The following is a 22,452-nucleotide window of genomic DNA, read 5'->3' on the forward strand; positions in this document are numbered from 1 at the left end:
AAATGCACGAAGTGCGAAAAAGCCAAGTGACATAAGCACTGAACGATTCTTGCTTTTTAGTTGTTCACATTTTGATCCAGTTGCATTGATAAAAAAATCTGGATAACGTCACCCCATCGAATGACGGACCGATGATCAAAAAATTGATCGCCACCATCAAACGATGTCACTCTTCAAAAATCGGAAGCGGCCGTTCGGTCCGTTTCGGGAACAGCCAGTTCCCCACCCGTGGTCTTCACCACGATTGAAGAACAGAGGATGTGTTGAACGCAAACGATCGCCTGCGATCGATTGATTCAGAAAGTCCCTAAAATTTTCGCTGATCTGTGTTGGGCTTCGAAATGAAATGCCCCGGATGTGATGGGCCCGGTCTTGTACCGCGGTGCAATCGCAATGGGATTGTTTTATCGCGTCGCCGGATATGCAAGCGGACATTTTTTGAAGAGTGCACGAAAAGAGTAAACAAAAAATAAACACCATTTGGCGGGGTTTGTTTTTTGGTTGGGGTCCGGTCCAGGGCCCTGTTTTATGGACTATTAAATTTGTGGGAGAAGTAATCCATGACGACTGAAGCCGGGGGAACTATGAAGAGCAATGAAGTCCTTTCTTTTAAGAATGATTCTTTCAAGCCAACACCTGAAATTCTTGATCTGTGGAACACGATCCACAACGCCCTGCGCGGTGAATTCGGCGAAGCCGTATTCCGCAGCTGGCTGAAGCCCCTGACACTGCAAGCCTATTACCACGGCACGCTGGAAGTATCGGTTCCCACCCGTTTCATGCGTGACTGGATTCAATCCCACTATTCCGCACGCATTCTGGAGATGTGCGCAGGTGTGAACGCCGACGTGCGCCGTCTGGAAATCGTTGTTGTTCAATCCGGTGCCCGTCCGGCCGAGGACGAGCAGGTTGCTGCCGCTCCGGCTCCGGTGGCCCCGGTCAAGTCCAACCAGAACGAAGAAGAAGATCCGTTTGGTCTGAGCGCGCCGTTCGACCCGCGTTTCACCTTCGACACGTTTGTTGTCGGCAAACCGAATGCGCTGGCTCATGCCGCCGCACGTCGTATTGTTGAAAGCCCGAACGTGCCGTTCAACCCGCTGTTCCTGTATGGTGGCGTTGGCCTGGGGAAAACCCACCTGATGCACGCCATTGGTCAAGCCATGAAAGACAAATGGCCGAACCGTCGCGTTGTGTATCTGTCGGCTGAAAAATTCATGTATCAGTTCGTGCGGGCTTTGCGCGCGAAGGATACGATGGCGTTTAAAGAAGCCTTCCGTTCCGTTGACGTGCTGATGATTGACGACATTCAATTCATCAGCGGCAAAGAATCGACCCAGGAAGAATTTTTCCACACGTTCAACGCCCTGGTTGACCAGAACAAACAGATCGTGATCTCTGCCGACAAGGCGCCGAGCGATCTGACCGGTCTGGAAGAGCGTTTGCGTTCCCGTCTGGCCTGGGGTCTGGTGGCTGATATTCACCCGAGCACCTATGACCTGCGTCTGGGCATTCTGCAGTCCAAGCGTGAACAGCTGGGGGCTGAGATTCCGGATGCCGTTCTGGAGTTTCTGGCGCTGAAAGTGACCTCGAACATTCGCGAGCTGGAAGGCGCGCTGAACCGCATTGTGGCCCATGCCGATGTAACGAAACAGCCGGTGACGTTGGAATCCACGCAGGATGTTCTTCAGGATCTGTTGCGTGCCCATGACCGCCGCATCACGATTGATGAAATCCAGCGCAAAGTGGCGGAACACTACAATATCCGCCTTCCGGATATGCATTCTGCCCGCCGTGCCCGCAACGTGGCGCGCCCGCGTCAGGTGGCCATGTATCTGGCCAAGCAACTGACCTCGCGCTCCTTGCCGGAAATTGGCCGTAAATTCGGTGGCCGTGACCACACGACCGTGATGCACGCCGTGCGCAAGATCGAAGAGCTGATGGTTGAGGACGCACAGATTGCCCAGGATGTAGACGTGATTCGTCGCTCGCTCACGGGCTGATTGGCGGGCTAAAATTTGCTGTTCTGGTTCACTGGTTCGCCCCCCGGCGGCCATTGGACCCGATCCTTGAACGGCCCCGCTCCGGTGGGGCCGTTTTTTTATCCAGAATCCCGTGAAAAGCGGTGGATTTCCGGGGGTTTTTGCCCTTTACCCCCCTTGGCGGGGCAGGGCCATCTGCTATAGTCCAAGCAATCTTTCAGGTTTTAAAATTATTACGACGGATGGGTGACCATGAAGCTGACGATTGATCGTGCCGCGCTGTTGCGTTCCTTGAGCCACGTGCAAAGCGCTGTAGAGCGCCGGAACACTATTCCAATTCTGGCCAACGTTCTGCTGCGCGCGGAAGACGGGGCTCTGGCCATGACCACCACGGATATGGATCTGGAAATCAACGAATCGGTCGCCGCAACGGTACAGGCCCCGGGCGCAACGACCGCTCCGGCCCACACGCTGCACGACATTATCCGCAAAATGCCCGATGGCTCCGCGATTGAACTGGCGGTTGATGGCTCTGGCAACACCATGACGGTGAAGGCGGGTCGTTCCACCTTCAAACTGTCCTGCCTGCCGGTTGGCGACTTCCCGGAACTGGGTGGCCACGATATGCCGGTGAATTTCGCGATGCCCGCGGCTGAATTGCGCGCCTTGATTGACCGCACCAAATTCGCGATGTCAACGGAAGAAACCCGTTATTACCTGAACGGTATTTATATCCATGCGGGCGCGAACGGAAACCTGAAGGTTCTGCGCGCTGTGGCGACCGACGGTCACCGTCTGGCCCGTTTTGAAATGCCGTTGCCGGATGGTGCGGATGCAATGCCGGGCGTGATTATTCCGCGTAAGGCCGTTGGCGAACTGCGCAAATTGCTGGACGAAGCGGCCGATACCATTGAAATCGGCCTGTCCCAAAGCAAGGTGCGTTTCGCGTTCGATCACATCGTGATGACCTCGAAGCTGGTTGATGGCACCTTCCCGAACTATGAACAGGTGATCCCGACCGGCAACACCAAAGTGGTCGAAGTGAACCCGAAACTGTTCTCTGGTGCGATTGACCGTGTATCGACCATTTCCGATGGTAAATCCCGTGCAGTGAAAATTGCACTGAACGGCAAAACCATGACCCTGTCCGCCAACTCTCCCGATTCGGGCAGCGCGACCGAGGATCTGGAAGTGAACGGCAACGACAACATGGAAATCGGCTTCAACGCCCGTTATCTGATGGACATTACAAGCCAGATTTCCGGCGATGGTTGCCGCATGATGCTGGCCGATGCCGCATCCCCGACGATCATTCAGGATACGAGCGATCCGTCCGCCCTGTACGTTCTGATGCCGTTGCGTGTCTAAACGCCAAATACACTGAATTTAAAAAAGGCACAGGGAACATTTTCCTGTGCCTTTTTTGTTCACGGTGCGTGCGTGATCGCGGCGATATGGTCTATGGTAAGGCCATGAGCTTTATCGAAACCCTGCATCTCAATCACTTCCGTTGTTACGATGACGGCGTGCTGGACGGATTGAAATCCGGGCCGGTGATTTTGTGCGGGCCGAATGGTGCGGGCAAAACCAATGTGTTGGAAGCGGTATCGTTTCTGGCCCCGGGGCGCGGATTGCGCACCGCCAAAATTGCCGAATTGCAGAAAAATGATTGCATCGAAAAACCATGGGCGATTTCCGCCCGGGTTGAAAGTGCCTATGGTCCGGTACGCATTGGCACGGGGCGTGATGGTGCGGATGATAAACGCATCGTGCGCATCAACGGTGAAAATGCCAAGGGTGGACAATCGGCATTGGCGGAATATCTGTCCATTCTGTGGCTGACGCCGCAGATGGATCGGTTGTTTACTGATGCCGCATCGGGGCGTCGCAAGTTTCTGGATCGCATGGTCTTTGCCTTTGATCCCGGCCATTCCGGGCGCATGACGCGGTATGAAAACGCCATGCGGCAACGCTCGAAACTGTTGCAGGACGGGGCTTTAGGCCGGACTCCGGATCCTGCCTGGCTCGATGCATTGGAAATCACGATGGCTGAAACGGGCGTATCCATTGCCGCCGCGCGGCAGGATTTCGTCCAGCGCTTGCAACAGGCGATCAACCGCGTGCCCGCGGATTTGGCGACGTTGTTCCCGCGAGCGCAGCTCACGCTTTCCGGCACGATGGAGGAATTGGTTCGCCGCGTTCCCGCGTTGGAGGTTGAGGAAATGGCGCGATACCAATTGCGCCAAAGCCGCATGCGCGATGCGCAAACCGGCGGGGCGGCCACGGGCCCGCATAAATCGGATTTGAATGTGACCTATATCGCCAAGGCGATGCCGGCCGACCAATGTTCGACGGGCGAGCAAAAGGCCCTGTTGATCGGGATCGTTTTGGCCCATGCGCGCATGGTGGCCGCCGAACGTGGGGCGCCGCCGGTGTTGTTGATGGATGAAATCGCCGCCCATCTGGATGAAAACCGCCGCGCCGCCCTGTATCGTCAATTACTGGATTTGCGGGCGCAGGTCTGGATGACGGGCACGGATCTGGCCCTGTTCGATTCGGTGGTCGATTCCGCAACCTTTATCGGCGTGGAAAACGGGCGTTTAAGCCCGGTTTTTACCCGCGCCGTGGCGTAAGCACGCCTGACCTTTTGCAGGGTTGTTTTTAGTGCCGCCAAAACCATCTTAATTTACTGAAATTAAATGAAAAAATTCATCCCGAGAAACCCCCGGAAAAGGGGTGAAACTCTGTTGATTCCGGGTGTATTTGGGGATGGCTTATGCTATAACCAGACCACGTCAAAAACCCCGAATTTCTGCGCTTTTTCAGGTGCTTGCAGGGGAGAAAAAGACGATATTGTCATAACCTTTAAAAAGAGCCAATGGACCCGCGACCCATGAGCGAACCGGCCCAAAAGAACATCATGAGCAACGACGACGCCGCCCAAAATTATTCCGCAGATTCGATCAAGGTTTTGCGGGGTCTGGATGCCGTGCGCAAACGCCCGGGTATGTATATCGGTGATACCGATGACGGATCGGGTTTGCACCACATGGTGTACGAAGTCGTCGATAACGGTATCGACGAAGCCTTGGCCGGGCATTCCGATTTGCTGATCGTGACGCTGAACGCCGACGGGTCCGCCACCATTCGTGATAATGGTCGTGGTATTCCAGTTGGTATCCACGCGGAAGAGGGCGTGTCCGCCGCCGAAGTCATTATGACGCAATTGCACGCGGGCGGTAAGTTTGACCAGAACTCGTACAAAGTCTCCGGCGGTTTGCACGGCGTTGGCGTATCCGTTGTGAACGCGTTGTCCGAATGGCTGGAATTGCGCATCTGGCGCGAAGGCAAAGAATGGTTCATGCGCTTCCGCCACGGTGAGGCCGAGGCGCCGCTGAAAGAAGTGGGCGACATGAAACCGGGCCAACGCAATGGTACGGAAGTGACCTTCCTGCCTTCGCCCGCAACATTTACCATGACGGAATTTGATTTCACCACGTTGGAAGATCGCTTGCGTGAGTTGGCGTTCCTGAACTCTGGCGTGCGCATTACATTGCGCGATAACCGTGGCGACGCGCCGCGCGAAACCGAATTTTTCTACGAAGGCGGGATTGAAAGCTTCGTTCACTATCTGAACCGCAACAAAACACCGATCGCGAAAAAGCCGGTGTATATGCGCGCCGAAGAAAACAACATCACGGTCGAAGTTGCGATGGAATGGACCGATGCGTACCATGAAACCATGCAATGCTTCACCAACAACATTCCGCAGCGCGATGGCGGTACGCACTTGCAGGGCTTCCGTAACGTCCTGACCCGCGTGCTGTCAAAATATGCCGAGGAAGAAGGTCTGCTGAAAAAGGCAAAAGACCTGAAAATCACTGGCGATGACATGCGCGAAGGTTTGACCTGCGTCTTGTCGGTGAAGGTGCCGGACCCGAAATTCTCATCCCAGACGAAGGATAAATTGGTTTCATCCGAGGTGCGCCCGGTTGTTGAATCGGTCGTGGGTGAATATCTGAACATCTGGCTGGGTGAAAACCCGGTCGAGGCCAAAAAGGTCGTCGGCAAGATGATCGAGGCCGCCACCGCCCGTGAAGCCGCGCGGAAGGCCCGTGATCTGACCCGCCGCAAAGGTGTGATGGATATTTCCACCCTGCCGGGCAAGCTGGCCGATTGTCAGGAACGCGACCCGTCCAAATCCGAAATCTTCATTGTCGAGGGTGACTCGGCTGGTGGTTCGGCCAAGCAAGCCCGGTCCCGCCGGAACCAGGCCATTATGCCGTTGCGTGGTAAAATCCTGAACGTCGAACGCGCCCGTTTCGATCGCGTGATCGGCAGCCAGGAATTGGGCACGTTGATTACTGCGCTCGGGACCGGGATTAAAGATGAATTTAACATCGATAAAATCCGCTATCACAAAATTGTTATCATGACTGACGCGGACGTCGACGGTGCGCACATTCGGACGTTGCTTCTGACGTTCTTCTACCGCCACATGCCGGAAGTGATCCAACGCGGGTATATGTACATCGCCCAGCCGCCGCTGTTTAAAGTGAAGCGCGGCAATTCCAGCGAAGTGTATTTGAAAGATGAAGCCGCGTTGGAAAACTATCTGATCGATGCGGCGATTGATGATGTCGTTCTGGGCGCTGGCCCGTCGGCGCGCGGCGGTAACGATCTGCGTGATTTGATGGTGCGGTCCCGCACGGTCCGCAACGCGATCAACACGCTGGCGCAACGGATCGGCAATGATGATGTGGTTGAACAGGCCGCAATCGCCGGTGCGTTTGATGAAAACGTGTTTGCCAATGCGGAACTGGCTGGCAAAATCTGTGCCGCCATGGCGGATCGCCTGAACGCGATCGCCGGGCCAAGAGAAAAAGGCTGGAAAGTCGAATTTACCCCGGTGGGCGGTTATATGGCCACACGCACATTGCGCGGCGTGACCGACCGTGTTCGCATTCCGGCGGAACAGGTTCGCGGGGCCGAGGGCTATCGTCTGGCTGGTGTGATTGATTTCCTGCGTGAAAACTTCTCTGAATCAGCCGATTTTGTGACCAAGGAAGGCAAGGTTATCTGCACCATCAATGGCCCGATGAGCCTGCACACTGCGGTGCAGGAATATGGCCGCAAGGGTCTGCAGATCCAGCGCTATAAAGGTCTTGGTGAAATGAACCCGGAACAATTGTGGGAAACCACGTTGGACCCGGAGGTGCGCACCCTGTTGCAGGTGACGATTAAAGACGCGCAGAAGGCCGATGAATTGTTCTCGACCCTGATGGGTGACGTGGTTGAACCGCGTCGTGAGTTCATTCAGAACAACGCGCTGAAAGTATCCAACCTAGACGTTTAAAACAAAAACCACGAATGAACACGAATTGACACGAATGGTTGTCGTATTTGTGTTCATTCGTGTTTATTCGTGGTTAAAATCATGACTTCTCTTATTCAAACACTCTCTCAAATCGTTGGTGATGCATTCGTGGCTGAGGGGCTGGATGCGGCCATGGGCGCGGTGCGTGTATCCGACCGCCCCGATTTGGCGCAATTCCAGTGCAACGGCGCGATGATGGCGGCCAAGGCGGCGAAGAAAAACCCGCGCGCTGTGGCTGATGCGATTTCCGCGCGCCTGTCCGCCAATCCGATTTTTGCGAAAATTGAAATTGCCGGGCCGGGGTTTATCAATCTGGTTTTGACGGACGCCTATCTGTCCGGCTTTGCCGAGGGCTTGAAGGGCGATGATCGTTTCGGTGCGGTGCCGTATGCCACTGGAAAAACCATGGTGCTGGATTATGGTGGACCGAACGTGGCCAAGGCCATGCATATCGGCCATTTGCGCCCCTGCATTATTGGTGATTGCCTGCGCCGCATGGCGATTTTCGCCGGGTACAAGGCGATTGGCGACGTTCATTTGGGCGATTGGGGCACCCCGATGGGGATGATCCTGTCCGAACTGGAAATCAATCATCCGGAATGGCCATATTTCGATGCGAATTTCACCGGGCCGTATCCGGCGGAACCGCCGGTCACCATGGCCGATCTGGAGGTGATTTATCCGCGTGCGGCCAATGCGTGCAAAGATGATCCGGCCCGTATGGATGCCGCACGTCAGGCCACCGTGGAATTACAGGATGGCCGCCCGGGTTACCGTGCCCTGTGGAAACATTTCGTCGATGTGTCGATTGCGGGCGTGAAGCGCAATTATGATTTGCTCGGCGTGCATTTTGATTTGTGGAAGGGCGAGGCCGATTCACACCCCTATATCGCGCCCATGGTTGATGATCTGCGCAAACGCGGCATTGCGATCGAAGATAACGGCGCTGTCATCGTTCCGGTGAAGACCGATGATGACCAGAAGGAAATTCCGCCGCTGATCCTGTATAAACGGGACGGGGCGGTGATGTATGGCACCACCGACCTGGCCACGATTGTGGAGCGAGTGAAGGATTTTAACCCCGATAAAATTGTCTATGTCGTCGATCAACGCCAATCCCTGCATTTTGAACAGGTGTTCCGGGCCGCGCGTATTGGTGCAATCGTGCGCGATGATGTCGAATTGACCCATGCCGGATTCGGGACGATGAACGGGGCCGATGGCAAGCCATTCAAAACCCGCGCCGGTGGCGTGATGCGGTTGGAAGATATGATCGGCATGGCGCGGGACGCCGTGGTCGAACAAATGAAATCCGCCAATGTCGCGCAGGATATGGATGACGCGGCCAAGGACAAGGTGGCGTTGCAGGTGGCCGTGGCCGCGATTAAATTCGCCGATCTGCAAAACCAGCGGCAATCGGATTATATTTTTGACCTGAACCGTTTCACCAGTTTCGAAGGTAAAACCGGGCCGTATCTGCAATACCAGGCGGTGCGGATTAAATCCCTGCTGAAAAAAGCGGCGGACCAAGGGTTTGAACCGGCGGATACCATCACGGTGAATGATGAAGGGCGCGCCTTGATCCTGTTGATGGCGGAATGGCCGGAAACGGTGGAGATGGCCCTGCGCAATTATACGCCGCATGTTCTGTGCGATTTCGTTTATCGCATGGCCAATGCGTATTCCAGTTTCTACGGCAATTACCACATTTTGTCGGAAAGCGATGCGGGCTTGCGCTCCAGCCGTCTGGCTCTCAGCGCGCTGACGTTCAAGCATATTGAGCTGGCGCTGAATATGCTGGGCATTGATGTTCCGGAACGGATGTAGATCCTAACGCGCAATCAGTACGTGATAAAAATGGTACGATCCGGCGATGGACTGGCTCGCCGACGGTGCGTTGGCTGTGTCGGTGAAGGCGTTGTCGCTGTTCGTTTCCCGGGCGCATGCGGCCTTTAATCCGGGCTCGCTCAGTTCCGCTTGCCACGTATCATTAAATGACCCGGTGTAATACAGCCCGGCATAAGGGCCATCGACGAAGGTCGGCATCGGGTCGACCCCCAATTTTTTGTTGATGGCGGTGCAGACATCGGCACTGACGAAGCCGATCCACAAAATCAAATCCTGATCCGTGGCATCGTTTCCACCAATATCCAGCATGCGGGCGTCGCTGCCGAAGATGGGCAGGCCGTACCCGTCTTTATCATCATGTTCGTCATCCAACCATTGCGGCGGGATGGGGGTGAAAGACACACCACCGCCATTGGGGGCGAAAACATCGCAACGCCCATCGGCGGGTGCGGCGGCGTTATCGGAATTGGTAATGGTTGAATTTTCGAAATTCAAATCGCTTTCCGAACAATTGCGCGACAGCAGGCGATTAACCGCGCGGTCATATTTGGCGGCATAATCCAGAATTTCCGTCGCCGATAAATCGGCACGGCGGTTGGCGATGTTCCCGCCCCCTTGCTGCGCACCACGGCTGAACGTGAACATCAATGCGGTGAACAGGACGACCCCAATCAGGACAATAAAAAACGCATTCCCCGCCTCGGTTGAGCGGGGGCGTGTGGAGCGGCGTGTGTTATTCAGCCGCTTCACCATCGTCCTTGCCTTTAATCAGGTTTTTGCGTGCGGCTTCGCCTGCTTTTTTCAGGATGTCCTGCGTTTCCGCATCCAGCGCGCTTTGATTTTGTGCGGCCTGTTGCGGATTTTGCGCGCCGGGAAGGGCGGAGCCATCGCCGGCGGCGTCGACCAATTCGTCCCAGCTGAGCGGGCGCTCGACAGCGCTTTGGGTTTGCTGTGCGGGAGCTGCCGGGGCTTGCGGCGCGACTTGCTCGGTTGCCGGGGTGCTGCCCGGTGCTTTGGCAAAGAATCCCATCGGGCTGCCACCGGCTTGGGCAGCGGGTTGTTCCGGGGTGATCGGCGTGGCCTGACTTGCCGGTGCTGTAACAGGAGCGGCAACAGGAGTCTCGGCGGGGGCGGCCATGGGGGCCGGGTTTTCATCACCCTTCGATTTTTTCAAAATCTGCTGCATCGGGTTAAAGCCCGGCTGTTGTGCGACGGGATCCGCCGGTCGTGTCGCGGTCAGTGGCGGCATGGTCGCGGCGGGTTGGTTGGTGATCTGGGCGGTGGCTTCGGCCTGAATGCGCTCCGCCGGGCCGGCGCTGGCCGATCCGCTGACGCTGGCGTCACCATTCATCACGGCGATTGAGGCTACGGCCGCCATGCCCGCCGTAACGCCCGCGCCCAGTACGGGCAGGGCGGCTTCGTATGTTGTGTTCATCGCCGTGATTTCCTTCGGCGTTTTTGTCTGCACGTCGGCTTTCAAGGCGGTCCAGGTTTTATGAACCATCAAATCGCGCAATTTGGTGATGGATGGCGCGTTGGTCAGCAATGTTTCATCCGTTGGCGGCAGCGCCATGAAACGTGTGACGCGCATCGCCTTGGCGTGGCCGGGGTTGGAATAGAAAATCGCCGTATCAATAACGCCCGTACCAAACGAAATAACCGCCTGGCCTTCTTTAAATGCTTTCAAGCCGTCATAGCTGGCTTTGGAACGGATCTGCAGGCCCGCTTGTTTGTTGTCGTAGTATGAGCCGACACTGCGGTCACCGGACAGCTGGAAACCGGAGGCTTCCATGACCAGTTCCGAGCCCACGGTTTTTTCAAAGAATTCTTTCGTCTGGGTCGGGTCTTCCAGCTTGCCGAAGATTTTAATGTTACAGTTCGCGGTGATAGAACGCGCTTCTTCCTTCACGCGTTTTTCCAGCGCGGGCAAATCCTGTGCCGAATAAATCAGGCAGAAGCCGAGCGAACGAGCCTGCGCCGCCATAACGGCCATACCTTGCGCGGTGTAGTAACCCACCTCGTCAAACACCACCATGAACGGGGTTGATGAGTGCGTGGGTTTGTTTTCAATGACGGTGGCGGATTCACCTTCAACGGTGGAGCCCAGCGTCGAGCCCATCATGCCCTTCAATGTTGCGGCAACGATTTTACCGAGGTTGGCGGTTTCGTCCGATGATTTTTCCAACGCCGGAATCAGAACGACCAGAATACGACGGTTCAAAACCACGTCGACCATTTCAACGTCGGCGGCTTGCGAGTCGAAGATGTACCCGTAATCATCGCCCAGCGATTGCAGCGAACGCGTAAACTGCATCGCCAGATAGCCGTGCTGCTGGCGTGCGGTTGTTGTGTCGATCATCGGCTGATCCGGGCCCGCCGGTTTTTCGCGGCCCGTATCATCAAACGCGGCATCCACATAACCCGGCAACGTGTCCAGATAACCGCGAATGGAGGAGCGCAATTTGTCCGGCAAAGCCTGATCGCGAGACAAACGGATAACGTTGTTCAGGTTCAGATATTCACGAATGGTGCTGACCGACAGCGGCATTTCCTGGTGCGCGCGTTTCCATGTCAGTGCCGGCATGAGTGAGCCGACCAACGAAACCGCCCGTTCTTTCCACATGGCGTTGTCGCCTTCGGCTTCCGGCATCAGGCTGACCAGCATGTTGGTCAGGTACGATGCGGAACCGGAGCTGAACGGGTTCATGGTGTTGGACGGCGCACGGCTGTCCGAGTTACCGGTCATGTAGTTCAGAACCAGCAAATCGTCATCACGGCCAAAACGGCGCACAAGCGAAGAGAGGGACGACCATAAATCCGTATCGGCCTTACCGTCGACGTAAACGAAACCCGATCCCCATGACAACGCGTTCGTCACCATGGATTTCAGGCCTTCGGTTTTACCGGAACCGGTGGTGCCCAGATACAGGATGTGCGTGCGGGCGTCGCTGTTGGTAAACCATACTTCTTCGTTGGTTTTTTCCATGTTGCCCAGATACAGAATGCCTTCGCCCTTGCCGCTGCGGCCCGGGCCTTTGTTATTTGCATCCGGATATTTTGAACCCATCGGCAATTTGAACGCGATGGCGCGGTCCGATTTTTTCAGCCACCAGAAATACAACAGCGCCATAATCATGACGAGGTCGCCCGCTGCCGCGAAGCCCGGTGAGAAATAAATACCACCCGCGGCCATGGTGAAAATGGCGGTCGAGTTGGATGGCTTGCGCATCCATTCCGCAACGCGCACCAGCCAAGGGCGGGTGTCGCGCAGGAGGTCGGTATGTTTCTTGCCGTACTTTCGTGTGTCGAGGGCCATTTTCGGTCCGGGCTTTCTTCAGTGTGGCGCGCAATGCGCCGTTACTTTTTCAGTGTTGTCGTTTACGCGTGTTCTAAATTTTATTGTCCCAGCGATCGCAGGTAATCATCCGCCGAAATTGGCGCACCGGATTCGGGGCGTGCCGTGGGTGCCGGGGTGGTTTGTGCTGTCGCGGTGGCCATGCTGCGGCCCGTCTGGGGTGCCAGTGTGCGGCCCGATGTCAATGCAACGTTAATGGCGATCACAATCACCGCGGCGACAATCACGCCGGTCAGGATTTTTCCGGCCTTACCGCCATCGCTTTGCTTTGTCTGGTACAAGGCGGGCAGGGTGTTGCTACGATATTCGTTGTTGGTGGTGGGGCGCAATTGGCCGCGGGCCTGTTCCATGGCGCGGCTGGCGGCCTGCAATGCGGCCACGGCGCGGCCACGGTTGTCGAATGGGGCGATGTCATGCACATCACCACGCGGTGTTTTTAGCACCAGGATAAAATTATTTTCGTCCTGTTTGCGCAGTTCCAGGGCGGACGCGCGCGCATGACCCAATTCCATCTGCCACACTGTGGGTGTGACGGCATCCAGCAAGGACAGGATCAGCGTGCCATCAACAACACTGGCCGTCGATGAATAATTACCCGTCAGATTGGTGAACAGCGATTTCATGGTGTCATCGTCCTTTGTGTGTCTAGTCTTTTGGTATTGGGGCGGTGTTTATTTCTTGCCGCTGCCCTTTGGTTTTTTCAGGCCACGCTTGCCGCCCTTGTAATCCAGTTGCGGTACCGGTCGCGCACGGTCAGAGGCCATGTAATCGCGGATCACCTGCACGGCGCCTTCGACTTTCGGGCGCGGGATTGGGCGTTGGGTCATCTTTTCGGCCTTGTAATGCGCCATCGCTCCCAAGCCTTCCATGTGGAAGGCCTGACGGCCAAGGTTGTTCAGCGGATACCACAGCGTGCGGTCATGCGCGCGCAACCAGACGAATTGCGCCGGGGCCAGAACGCCACCCTCTTCGCGGGCGGTGGCCATGGCGCGCAGCATTGCTGTCGTATGGAACGCGTGCTGGTTCGCACGGCTGAGGACCAGACCGGCCAGATCTTTGTTTTTCAAAACCTTGCGGGCATCACTGACCAGCTTGCGGTCCTTTGACAGTTGCAGTCCCTTTTCAAACGACCAGCATGCCGCAATGCGGCCCATCATCGCGTCACCATCGGCGCGTTTACGCGATGCTTTCAGGCAGAAGGCCGCCAGCAAGACCTGCTTGTAATCCGGCAATTTCATCCATCCTTGCCAACGTGGGCCCAATTGACGGGCGAACGCCATATACGCGGCACCTTCGTCAATTTTTCCATCCGGCATCGGAATGTTGTTGTAGGCCAGCCATTCCTCCGGCCCCAAGGCTTCGGCAAACGCGGGCAATTCAGACGGCACGGGCGATCCGGGCGGGCGCGGCGGTTGCGTGGACGGGTTGAAATTCACAAACGGCGCGACAGCGGGAAAGTTCTTCGCCTGCGCGCGGATCAATCCGTTCAAATCCAGTTTGCGGCGGTTGTTGGTGCCGGGGCCATACATCTGGCACCACAATGCAATCGCGGCCAGAATGGCGATGAAGATATATTTAAACGGCGCCATCGACATCGTGCCGATATAGCTGACGTTCAAGGCGTTCAATTCCCGTTTCGGGATTGTGGCGATCGCGTCTTTGGCCTCCTTGAAATTAAAATCCTGCCCCTGGAAATTGACCGAGTAATCATCCGGAACAACGAGCGACACAACCGACATCTCCGCCCAGCGAATCCAGCGGAATGCGTCCTTCACCGTGTATTCGTTGAAATACCAGAACAGGATGAACAGGCAGAAGAACACCACCGCCAGAATGGAATAGCCGACGGCGTTTTCGCTGGTCGTATTGGAAGCCTTATCGGACAAAGCACTCTCCGTCAGGTGCGCCGTTTGGGGCGGGCGCAAACATGGTGAATTGGTATGTAAACTCGGGGGAGCCAGAGCCCATGGACCGCGCCCTTCGGCACGGATGATGAACGGACCCCAAACCCTTCATAGGATAGCAGAAAAACCCAATTTTCACCAAGTCCCGCGCGGCCCAAAACCATAAAAAAGCAAGGCGGGGCCTGTGAAACCCGTCTTGCCTTATGAAAACATAGCCCTTGGGTGTAAGGCGCAGAGTTTTCTTGTGATCCGCGTCCGTCATGGGTACAGTCGCCATTCCCTTTTAAATTGATGGAGCCCGGCAGATCCAATGGCTGAAACCGCCTGCGCCGCTGTGACCGAATTCAACCCGAAACGTGACGCCATCATGGTGGCGGCCACGCGTCTGTTTTTGGAGCGCGGCTATTCCGGGACCAGCATGGAGGCCATTGCCGAGGCCGCCCCGGTGTCAAAACCGACGCTTTACACCCATTTTCGCGATAAAAACGACCTGTTCGCCGCCGTTGTGATGCAACGGTGCGAGGCGTTTCTGGCCAATATGGAAGGGCTTTTGGATCACGCGCTGGAGCCGGATCTGGCGCTGCGCCCGCTGGCCACCAAATTCATCGAAATGATCCATGATGAGGAAGCGCTGGCCCTCTACCGCACCGTGATTTTCGAGTGGCGGCAGTTTCCCGAGCTGGGGCAGGGGTTTTACGATTGTGGTCCGTGCAAGGCGCACAACATGCTGGCCGCCTATCTGCAACACCAGCACGACCGCAAACGCATGCATGTACCATCCCCCGTCGATGCCGCGGCCCTGTTTTTCAGCATGCTGGAGGGGGATCAGCACATGAAATGCATGCTGGGCGTGCGCGGCCCGCTGACCCAGGCCGAGCGTGATGCGGTGGTCGATCTGGTCGTTCCCGTCTTTATTCGTGGTTTTTTAGCACGTTAATGGATCTTTGACGCCTGGTGCCACCGCCCGGGCTCACGCTGCACCCACGCAATAGGAATTTTTTCTTGATATAGGATTTAATTCCTGTTACTCTCCCTTTCGTCTTTTGGTTCACGAACGGGAATAAAGCAGGGGGCACGAAGTGATGCTGTGCAGGGTTGGATATGGTGTGCGCGGGGAATTTTTTGGGACGGGGGGCGAACCCGGTCCCACGGACCCGTCGTTAAAGGCGGTTCTGTCCTCCACCGTCGCGGATCTCGACGCCACCATGGCGGCCAGTTATGGCGGAAGCGGAACCACATGGGCCAATCTGGTCGCGGCCCCGGCGGATGGATCGGCGCAAACCGCGTATGATTTTTATCGCGGCGATGGTGCGACCGGCACAACTTATCCAACCTTTACCGGCACGGCGGGGGATGCGGCGGCGTATTTCGCATTGGATGGTGGTGATTATTTCCGTCTGGCCAGCGGGGCCAACACGGCCTTCCTTCAAAATATCAGTAAAACAACGGGCGGGGCCGATTTCTGGCTGGGCTTTGCATTGCGTGGGGCGGACTGGTCCGGTGTGCAACGGTTGTTTAATGGCGGTCCGGATTCGGCCCCCGCCGGATGGTGCAGCGCCTATGTGAATGGCGGTGTCGTCTATCTGGCGCAACGCGGGGCCAGCGCCGCGTCGGTGTCATCGGGCGTGACACTGTCCACCAACACGGATTATTTGATTTTAATATCGCACAGCCACGCCAACAACCGGACCCGGTTCTGGATCAATTCCGCCACCGCCGTTTCCGTGACGCACACTTTCAGTACGAACACATCCGCCATGCCGCTGATGGCGGCCTATGCCGAAACCGATGCCGGATTTGCGTTAAAAAACGGGGCCCGGGTCTATGGCCTCTATATCGGGAACGAGGATCTGGATAACACCAAGGCCGCCGCCCTGATCAATGCGCTGGAAACGCGGCACGGGCGCAATTACGCCCCATAAGGCCAAAAATCCGCCTTTTGCCCGGGGATTGCGTCATTTTCCCAATTGAAAACCGAAATCCCCCCCGGTATAAAGGCCGGGTTCGCCCTTCACGGCGCGCCGGCGTAGCACAGCGGTAGTGCAGCGGTTTTGTAAACCGAAGGTCGGGAGTTCAATCCTCTCCGCCGGCACCATTTAAAAAACCCTCCCATGCGGGAGGGTTTTTTAATGCGTATTTTTACCGCCGCATCGACCCCATAATTCCGCGCATGATTTCGCGGCCCACTTGGTTGCCGATGGTGCGGACGACGGATTTGACGAAGGCTTCGGTCGGGGTTTGGCGGGTGGATTTGCGCGGGGCTGATTTTGTGGCTTGGGTTTTCTTTTCCGCTTGGCTGGCTTTTTCTGTTGCGCGTTTTTGCAATAATTCGGCGGCGGATTCGCGGTTGATGGTGGTGGCGTATTTGGCGTGCAGGGGGCTGCCCGCTATGCGCTGGGTGCGCACCGCGTCATCGGCCACGCCGACGCGGGAGAAGGGTGGGCGGATCAGGGTTTTTTGCACGATGGAGGGTTGGCCGCTTTTTTCCAGTGTGGACACCAACGCTTCACCCACGCCCAATTCCGTGATGGCATCGGCCACGTTGAAGGCCGGGTTTTCGCGATAGGTTTGGGCGGCCAGTTTAATGTCCTTTTGCTGTTGCGGGGTGAAGGCGCGCAAGGCGTGTTGCACGCGGTTGCCCAATTGGCTCAACACCGCTTCGGGAATGTCGGCGGGGTTTTGGGTGACGAAATAAATGCCGACGCCCTTGGATCGGATCAATTTCACGACCTGTTCAATTTTATCCAGCAATGATTTGGGCGCGTCATCGAACAACAAATGCGCTTCATCAAAAAAGAACACCAATTTTGGTTTGTCGGTGTCACCCACCTCTGGCAAATCCTCAAACAATTCGGACAGCAGCCAGAGCAGGAAGGTCGCGTACAGGCGCGGGGTCTGCATCAATTTTTCGGCATTCAGAATATTGACCATGCCGCGCCCATCCGGCGAAATGGCCATGAAATCGTGCAGGTTGAGGGCGGGTTCGCCGAAGAATTTCGCGCCGCCCTGATCGTCCAGCTGCAATAGTTTGCGTTGAATGGCGCCGATGCTGGCCTTGCTGACATTGCCGTATTGCAGGGACAGCTCGCTCGCCTTCTCCCCCACAAACACCAACAGGCTTTGCAGGTCTTGCAGGTCGAGCAACAACAATCCTTCGTCATCCGCCAGACGGAAGGCGATGTTCAACACGCCTTCCTGCGTATCGTTCAGTTCCAGAATACGGGCCAACAACACCGGGCCCATTTCGGAGATGGTGGTGCGCAGGGGTAAACCCTTCTCCCCGAATATATCCCAGAAGGCAACGGGGAAGGCTTCGGCCCGGAATTGCGTGGCGAAGCCAATTTTTTCGGCGCGCTCTTTCACAAAATCCGGCATGTCCGATGGTTGCGCCAGGCCGGATAAATCGCCCTTCACATCGGATAAAAACACGGGCACACCCGCGCGGGAAAAGCTTTCGGCCATGCCCTGCAACGTGATGGTTTTTCCCGTGCCCGTTGCCCCGGCAATCAGGCCGTGGCGGTTGGCGTATTTCAGGCGCAGAACTTCCGGAACATTCGTGTCGTCGGAGCGGGCGCCAAGATAAAGATCGGTCGGGGACATGTCGGTCATGGTGCAGGGGGCCTTTTAAAATTATGCCGTGATTATAGGGCGTTGTGCCTCGGCCCGAAAGGGTTTTTGCACGGTTGTTTGACCTGCTTTTCTGCTATAATACAGGGGTAAGCAAAAAGAAGGATGGCGCGAGCCGATGGATTCAAAAATCGAAGAATTGCAAATTGCCATGGCGCATCAGGATCGGCAGATTGCTGACCTGAATGACATGATCACACGCCAATGGGGCGAAATCGACCGCCTGCGCCGCGATTTGAATATGGCGCTGGGGCGGGTGAAGGCGTTGGAAGCCGCCACGCCGGATGGTGAACGCGAGGGCCTCAGTTCAATTGAACAGGCCGCGTTGGATATTCCGCCGCATTACTAATCAGGACGACGTAAATGAGCAAAGCCTTCACCAAAGAAACCGACGGTGCGGACGATGAAGACCGCGATGAAATTGACGCCCTGCCCGCAGGCGTTAAAAATTACATGACACCCGAGGGCTATGAAACGCTGGCCAGCGAATTGCGCTTCCTGCTGCGCGAAGAACGCCCGCGTATCACCGAAATCGTGTCATGGGCCGCAGGCAATGGCGATCGGTCGGAAAATGGCGATTACCTGTATAACAAAAAACGCCTGCGCGAAATTGACCGCCGCATTCGTTACCTCACCAAGCGCACCGAAGATGCCGAAGTGGTCGACCCGAAAAAACAACAGGGCCTTGACCGCGTGTTCTTCGGCGCTACCGTCACCTACGCCCGTGAAGACGGCACGGAACTGACCGTCAAATTGGTTGGCGTGGACGAGGCTGACCTGACCCACGGCAAAATCAATTGGCAAAGCCCGGTGGGCCGCGCGCTCATGAAAGGCCAAGTGGGCGACGAAGTCACCGTGCGCACGGATGCCGGGTCCGAGGTGATTGAGATTTTGGATATTGCGTACCTGTTGGACTAGTCCGCGTTACGGGTGTGGATCCATGCCCGTTTTTTTATCCTTGGTCATTTGCGTGATACTGTCCTGCGCCGCCTTCATCCAGAACGGGTGGATGGTTTCAACGACATAGGCCCAGGCGTCGTCGGTTAAATCCGCATGGCGGGTGCGGGCGGTGTCGGTTTTCAATGTGTTTATTTCACGCAAGGTCCAGTGCAATGCGCCCGTCATCCCGTCACTGTTGGAGGTGCCGGGGCCTTGGGCGGTTGGATTGTTCATGCGTTCGCGGAGGGTATCGCGCAGGATTGAAAATTCCTGGGTGGCGACCGTGGCGATAATTTTTCCCAGCGGGGTGTCGTTGCCGACATTGTCGGCATAACCACGTGTAGACGCCAGGGCGTTAAAGTGCTTTGTCTGCAAAATGTTGTAGAGCAGTTTCAGGCCAAAGCTGAACCCCGCCGCATAGCCCATGCCGTTATTGGGCTGGTCCAGCGTGGCATCATCCATCGTCATAAGCGGGACCGGGATGGGAGCGGGGGTTTGCGTCGAGGTTTTGTTCTGCACTGGTGTCGGCGGAATCAGGGCGGCGGGGCCGACCTGTAACGGGGGCCAGCATGGTGTCATTTTATCGCGGCGCATGCCGAAACGGTCCAGATAATGGCGCTGGTTGCGTAAGACTGTCATGAACATTTCGGTGAGGGTGCGTTTGCGCGGGGCATCTTCGCCCCCATTTCTATTCATGCCATCGTCATATGTGATGGCCGCCGGTTTCGGGGTTTTGGCGATGATGCGCTCATGAATACGCATGAAGAGGCTGTCGGTCAGAAGCGCGTGGTTGTAGGCGCAGATTTTACTGAAATCCACATCCATCAACGGGTTTACGCCGTCTGTGGCATTGGGGGCCAGTGTCGGCGGTGTGAAGACTTTGGCCGTGTTGATGGTGGCGAGCAGGACGACCATATCCTCCGCCGCCGATAACATGCCGGCGTTGTAATCGCCATCCACAATGGCGCGGTATGTCGGAATGGATTTTTGCCCGGTAATGGCATAAACGGAATGGCCGGATTCCAGTGCGACCAGCGCATCATTCACCGCGCGCATATGCATTTTGGTCAGACGGCGGCAAATCTGGATCAGCGGGCTTAACACATCCTGCTTCGCGCCGGGGCCAGTGAAATCAACAACGGCGGTCGATGCGACTTCGCCAATATCAATGTCAAACAAAACACGGATTTGCAAAAAACCGTCACGGCGGCCAGATTCGAAATCGGTCGGAAGAGTCATTGTGAGGGCGTATCCCTGTTGTCTTTTTTAATTATGCAGGGAAGCGTAGCGCAGGGATGCGGGGGCGTAAACCGTGAATTGCGGTGTTGCGGTGCGAAATGCGCGCCCGTCCCGGCATTCCCGCGAAAGCGGGAATCCATTGCGGGGTGTTGGCATTTGCGTGGATCCCCGTTTTCACGGGGATGCGGGTTTGTGGGGGGATCGAGGAGGCGTTACAGGCGCGGTTCAAACACGCTTATCAAACGCATCCAGCAATTCATCCATCATATCGGATGCGGTCTGGATGGTTTTGATGTTGGCCTTGTACGTGGTTTCGGCCAGGGTCAAATTCACGGCTTCTTCGGCCAGATCGACATTCGGTGCCCCGATGATGCCTTCGCTGTTCGCGAACGGGGAATCCGGGGCATAGGACGGAACGAAGGGCGGGTTTTTCGGAACGACCGTGGTGGATGTGCCGCCATCCCCATTCGCTTCCTGCTGAACCGTCTGGGCGGTGTAGGACGCGGGGCCGTTTCCGCCCTTGACCGCGCCGCCGCTGGTCATATTGGCGATATTGTTCGCGGCCGTGTTCACCCGTGTGGATGCGGCATTTAATCCGGATAACGCGATCTGTATGGCCTTAATCATATTTTCACTGTACCATAATTACATTAACAAAGGCCTGAATTTTCACATTTGGGCTGTGTCCGCCTGATCCATTCCTATGATCCTTTTGGGGTTATTAACACCATGAAATATATGAATAAAGCCCTGCTTTCCGCCGTGTTCGCTGCGGGCCTGATGATGGCCCTGCCGGCGCAGGCCGAACCAAAACCAACCATCTGGGGCTGGTGGCCGTCCCATTGGCAGAACATGGATTTCGAACCCTATCTGGAAAATGGCAAGGACCCGCACAACACCCAGTGGGACCGCAAAATCTGGAAGCCGGCCGATTGGGTTGCGCAAAAAGGTTCAACACAGGATTTGTTGAAGGGATTTTATTCCGCTGAAATTCTGAGCGATCAATATGTGGATGACGATGTTCCGGTGTTGGAGGTCGGTCCGAATTTCTATCACCTCTCCGGCTTCGATAAACGCCGCGTCGCCCGCACGGTGGATGAGGTGTATCAGATCACGGCGTCCAAGCCCGATGGCATGTTCATGCTGTATGATTGGCGGACGAAGAAAGCGGTTGGTATTTACACCGCGCATGGATTGCAGATCCAGTAATGAATACTGATAAATAAAAAACGCGATTGTATCCGGCGTTTTTTATTGGGTTCGACATCGGTCGTTTCAATGATGACCTGTGAACTGAGTGTGCGATGCACGGGGCATTTATTTGCAATCTCGATCAATTTTTCACGATCACCGCGCGTTAAGGCCGGGCCGTGCAGGACGATTTCCCGGGTAAAGCGATCCCGCTTTTCGCCGTTCACTTCAACCTTTTCATGCGTCAATTCAACATCAACCCCAGTGAGGGGCAAGCCCTTCATATCCGCGTACATACGCAATGTCATCGATGTGCATGCGCCCAGTCCGGCCATCAGGAAGCCATACGGATCGGGGCCGCGATCATTTCCGCCCGCATTGCGATCTTCATCGGCAATCAAACGGTGCGGGCCGCATTCAATCGCTTGAACGTAGCGGCCTTCACCGGTGGAATGGACAGTAACGGGGCGTGTGCTCATGATGCTTAGTACATCGCTTTGCGGATGGCGTCGGTTAGTTTCACGAAATCATCGAACGATCCCTGAATCTGGTTGCCGGACTTGCCGTAGATTTGGCCGTTCACGCGCACCTGATAAATGGAGGCCGTGTGGCTGGCATTCATGAAGCCGAAGCTTTCTTCGAAAATACATTCATATGTCGCTTCCTGTTCCAGGTATCCGTCCATGGTCACGGCGGTGATGGCAACGTGGCGTGTATTCGGACCTTCCGGTGAGGCGGAGAATTCGGATTTTCGGACGTCGCCCAGCGTTGTGCCCTCCGGCAGCAGCGAAGCCACGCCCGCCGCGCATCCCTTGGCCAGTGTCGCATCAGCCTGTTCACGGTTAACGCACCCCGTCAGAGTCAGGGCGCAGGCGGTCAAAAGCATAAAGCGAATGGCTGTTTTCATAATTTTATCCTGATTTTGAAATGAGAAAACGAATCGGTCTGCGTTAAGTTTAGCGCGGACAGGAGGGTGTGAAAATACGAAGCTGT

The 22,452-nt window shown here is 56.1% G+C and carries 19 protein-coding genes and 1 tRNA gene; 11 read left to right on the forward strand and 9 right to left on the reverse strand.

Annotation, left to right across the window (positions count from 1 at the left end):
- Positions 1-584: 584 nt before the first annotated feature.
- From dnaA to argS, 5 genes are all read left to right on the forward strand, one after another.
- Positions 585-2,000: a chromosomal replication initiator protein DnaA gene (gene dnaA, locus MICA_RS01725; RefSeq protein ID WP_014101944.1), complete on the forward strand. Its 1,416-nt coding sequence runs from the start codon at positions 585-587 to the stop codon at positions 1,998-2,000.
- Positions 2,001-2,231: 231 nt separating this feature from the next.
- On the forward strand, positions 2,232-3,347 hold the full coding sequence (dnaN, locus tag MICA_RS01730) for a DNA polymerase III subunit beta (RefSeq protein ID WP_014101945.1): 1,116 nt from the start codon (positions 2,232-2,234) through the stop codon (positions 3,345-3,347).
- 68 nt (positions 3,348-3,415) lie between these two features.
- Entirely contained in the window at positions 3,416-4,612 is a 1,197-nt protein-coding gene (gene recF, locus MICA_RS01735; protein ID WP_014101946.1) for a DNA replication/repair protein RecF, read from the forward strand.
- Between the two features lie 260 nt (positions 4,613-4,872).
- A complete protein-coding gene (gyrB, locus tag MICA_RS01740) occupies positions 4,873-7,335 on the forward strand; it encodes a DNA topoisomerase (ATP-hydrolyzing) subunit B (RefSeq protein WP_041793730.1) in 2,463 nt (820 codons plus the stop codon).
- A gap of 81 nt (positions 7,336-7,416) precedes the next feature.
- A complete protein-coding gene (gene argS, locus MICA_RS01745; RefSeq protein ID WP_049782159.1) occupies positions 7,417-9,183 on the forward strand; it encodes an arginine--tRNA ligase in 1,767 nt (588 codons plus the stop codon).
- 3 nt (positions 9,184-9,186) lie between these two features.
- On the opposite strand, the gene MICA_RS01750 is transcribed toward argS, so the two are convergent.
- From MICA_RS01750 to MICA_RS01765, 4 genes are all read right to left on the reverse strand, one after another.
- Positions 9,187-9,957, reverse strand: coding sequence for a hypothetical protein (locus MICA_RS01750; RefSeq protein ID WP_041793731.1), 771 nt, complete (start codon positions 9,955-9,957; stop codon positions 9,187-9,189).
- Positions 9,938-12,520 carry a TraM recognition domain-containing protein gene (locus MICA_RS01755; protein WP_014101951.1) on the reverse strand — a complete coding sequence of 861 codons (2,583 nt, stop codon included), beginning with the start codon at positions 12,518-12,520 and terminating at the stop codon, positions 9,938-9,940. The genes MICA_RS01750 and MICA_RS01755 overlap by 20 nt, the downstream gene beginning before the upstream one ends.
- An 80-nt stretch (positions 12,521-12,600) precedes the next feature.
- Entirely contained in the window at positions 12,601-13,182 is a 582-nt protein-coding gene (locus tag MICA_RS01760) for a hypothetical protein (protein ID WP_014101952.1), read from the reverse strand.
- Between the two features lie 48 nt (positions 13,183-13,230).
- On the reverse strand, positions 13,231-14,445 hold the full coding sequence (locus tag MICA_RS01765; RefSeq protein ID WP_014101953.1) for a secretion/conjugation apparatus DotM-related subunit: 1,215 nt from the start codon (positions 14,443-14,445) through the stop codon (positions 13,231-13,233).
- Positions 14,446-14,773: 328 nt separating this feature from the next.
- On the opposite strand from MICA_RS01765, the gene MICA_RS01775 reads away from it, so the two are divergent.
- From MICA_RS01775 to MICA_RS01785, 3 genes are all read left to right on the forward strand, one after another.
- Positions 14,774-15,400, forward strand: coding sequence for a TetR/AcrR family transcriptional regulator (locus MICA_RS01775; protein ID WP_014101954.1), 627 nt, complete (start codon positions 14,774-14,776; stop codon positions 15,398-15,400).
- A gap of 145 nt (positions 15,401-15,545) precedes the next feature.
- A complete protein-coding gene (locus tag MICA_RS01780) occupies positions 15,546-16,385 on the forward strand; it encodes a hypothetical protein (protein ID WP_014101955.1) in 840 nt (279 codons plus the stop codon).
- A gap of 98 nt (positions 16,386-16,483) precedes the next feature.
- Positions 16,484-16,558 (forward strand) — tRNA-Thr (locus tag MICA_RS01785).
- A 44-nt stretch (positions 16,559-16,602) separates the two neighbouring features.
- Here the strand turns inward: MICA_RS01785 and MICA_RS01790 are convergent.
- Complete coding sequence (locus MICA_RS01790) at positions 16,603-18,063, reverse strand: helicase HerA-like domain-containing protein (RefSeq protein ID WP_014101956.1); 1,461 nt, start codon at positions 18,061-18,063, stop codon at positions 16,603-16,605.
- Between the two features lie 145 nt (positions 18,064-18,208).
- Here MICA_RS01790 and MICA_RS01795 point away from each other — a divergent pair, with 145 nt between their 5' ends.
- Together MICA_RS01795 and greB are read left to right on the forward strand one after the other, a co-directional pair.
- Positions 18,209-18,439, forward strand: coding sequence for a SlyX family protein (locus MICA_RS01795; RefSeq protein ID WP_014101957.1), 231 nt, complete (start codon positions 18,209-18,211; stop codon positions 18,437-18,439).
- Between the two features lie 14 nt (positions 18,440-18,453).
- Positions 18,454-19,008: a transcription elongation factor GreB gene (greB, locus tag MICA_RS01800; protein WP_014101958.1), complete on the forward strand. Its 555-nt coding sequence runs from the start codon at positions 18,454-18,456 to the stop codon at positions 19,006-19,008.
- Positions 19,009-19,014: 6 nt separating this feature from the next.
- Here greB and MICA_RS01805 read toward each other — a convergent pair whose 3' ends face one another.
- Both MICA_RS01805 and MICA_RS01810 read right to left on the reverse strand, forming a co-directional pair.
- Positions 19,015-20,268, reverse strand: coding sequence for a hypothetical protein (locus MICA_RS01805; RefSeq protein ID WP_014101959.1), 1,254 nt, complete (start codon positions 20,266-20,268; stop codon positions 19,015-19,017).
- A 225-nt stretch (positions 20,269-20,493) separates the two neighbouring features.
- Positions 20,494-20,895, reverse strand: a complete 402-nt coding sequence (locus tag MICA_RS01810; RefSeq protein ID WP_041793733.1) for a flagellar basal body rod protein FlgC — start codon at positions 20,893-20,895, stop codon at positions 20,494-20,496.
- Positions 20,896-20,997: 102 nt separating this feature from the next.
- Here MICA_RS01810 and MICA_RS01815 point away from each other — a divergent pair, with 102 nt between their 5' ends.
- Positions 20,998-21,477, forward strand: coding sequence for a hypothetical protein (locus MICA_RS01815; protein ID WP_236619941.1), 480 nt, complete (start codon positions 20,998-21,000; stop codon positions 21,475-21,477).
- Here the strand turns inward: MICA_RS01815 and MICA_RS01820 are convergent.
- Complete coding sequence (locus MICA_RS01820; RefSeq protein WP_014101964.1) at positions 21,447-21,938, reverse strand: OsmC family protein; 492 nt, start codon at positions 21,936-21,938, stop codon at positions 21,447-21,449. The genes MICA_RS01815 and MICA_RS01820 overlap by 31 nt on opposite strands.
- Positions 21,939-21,943: 5 nt before the next feature.
- Positions 21,944-22,366, reverse strand: a complete 423-nt coding sequence (locus tag MICA_RS01825) for a hypothetical protein (RefSeq protein ID WP_014101965.1) — start codon at positions 22,364-22,366, stop codon at positions 21,944-21,946.
- Between the last annotated feature and the right edge of the window lie 86 nt (positions 22,367-22,452).

This window comes from Micavibrio aeruginosavorus ARL-13 (genome assembly GCF_000226315.1).
Classification (GTDB): domain Bacteria; phylum Pseudomonadota; class Alphaproteobacteria; order Micavibrionales; family Micavibrionaceae; genus Micavibrio; species Micavibrio aeruginosavorus_B.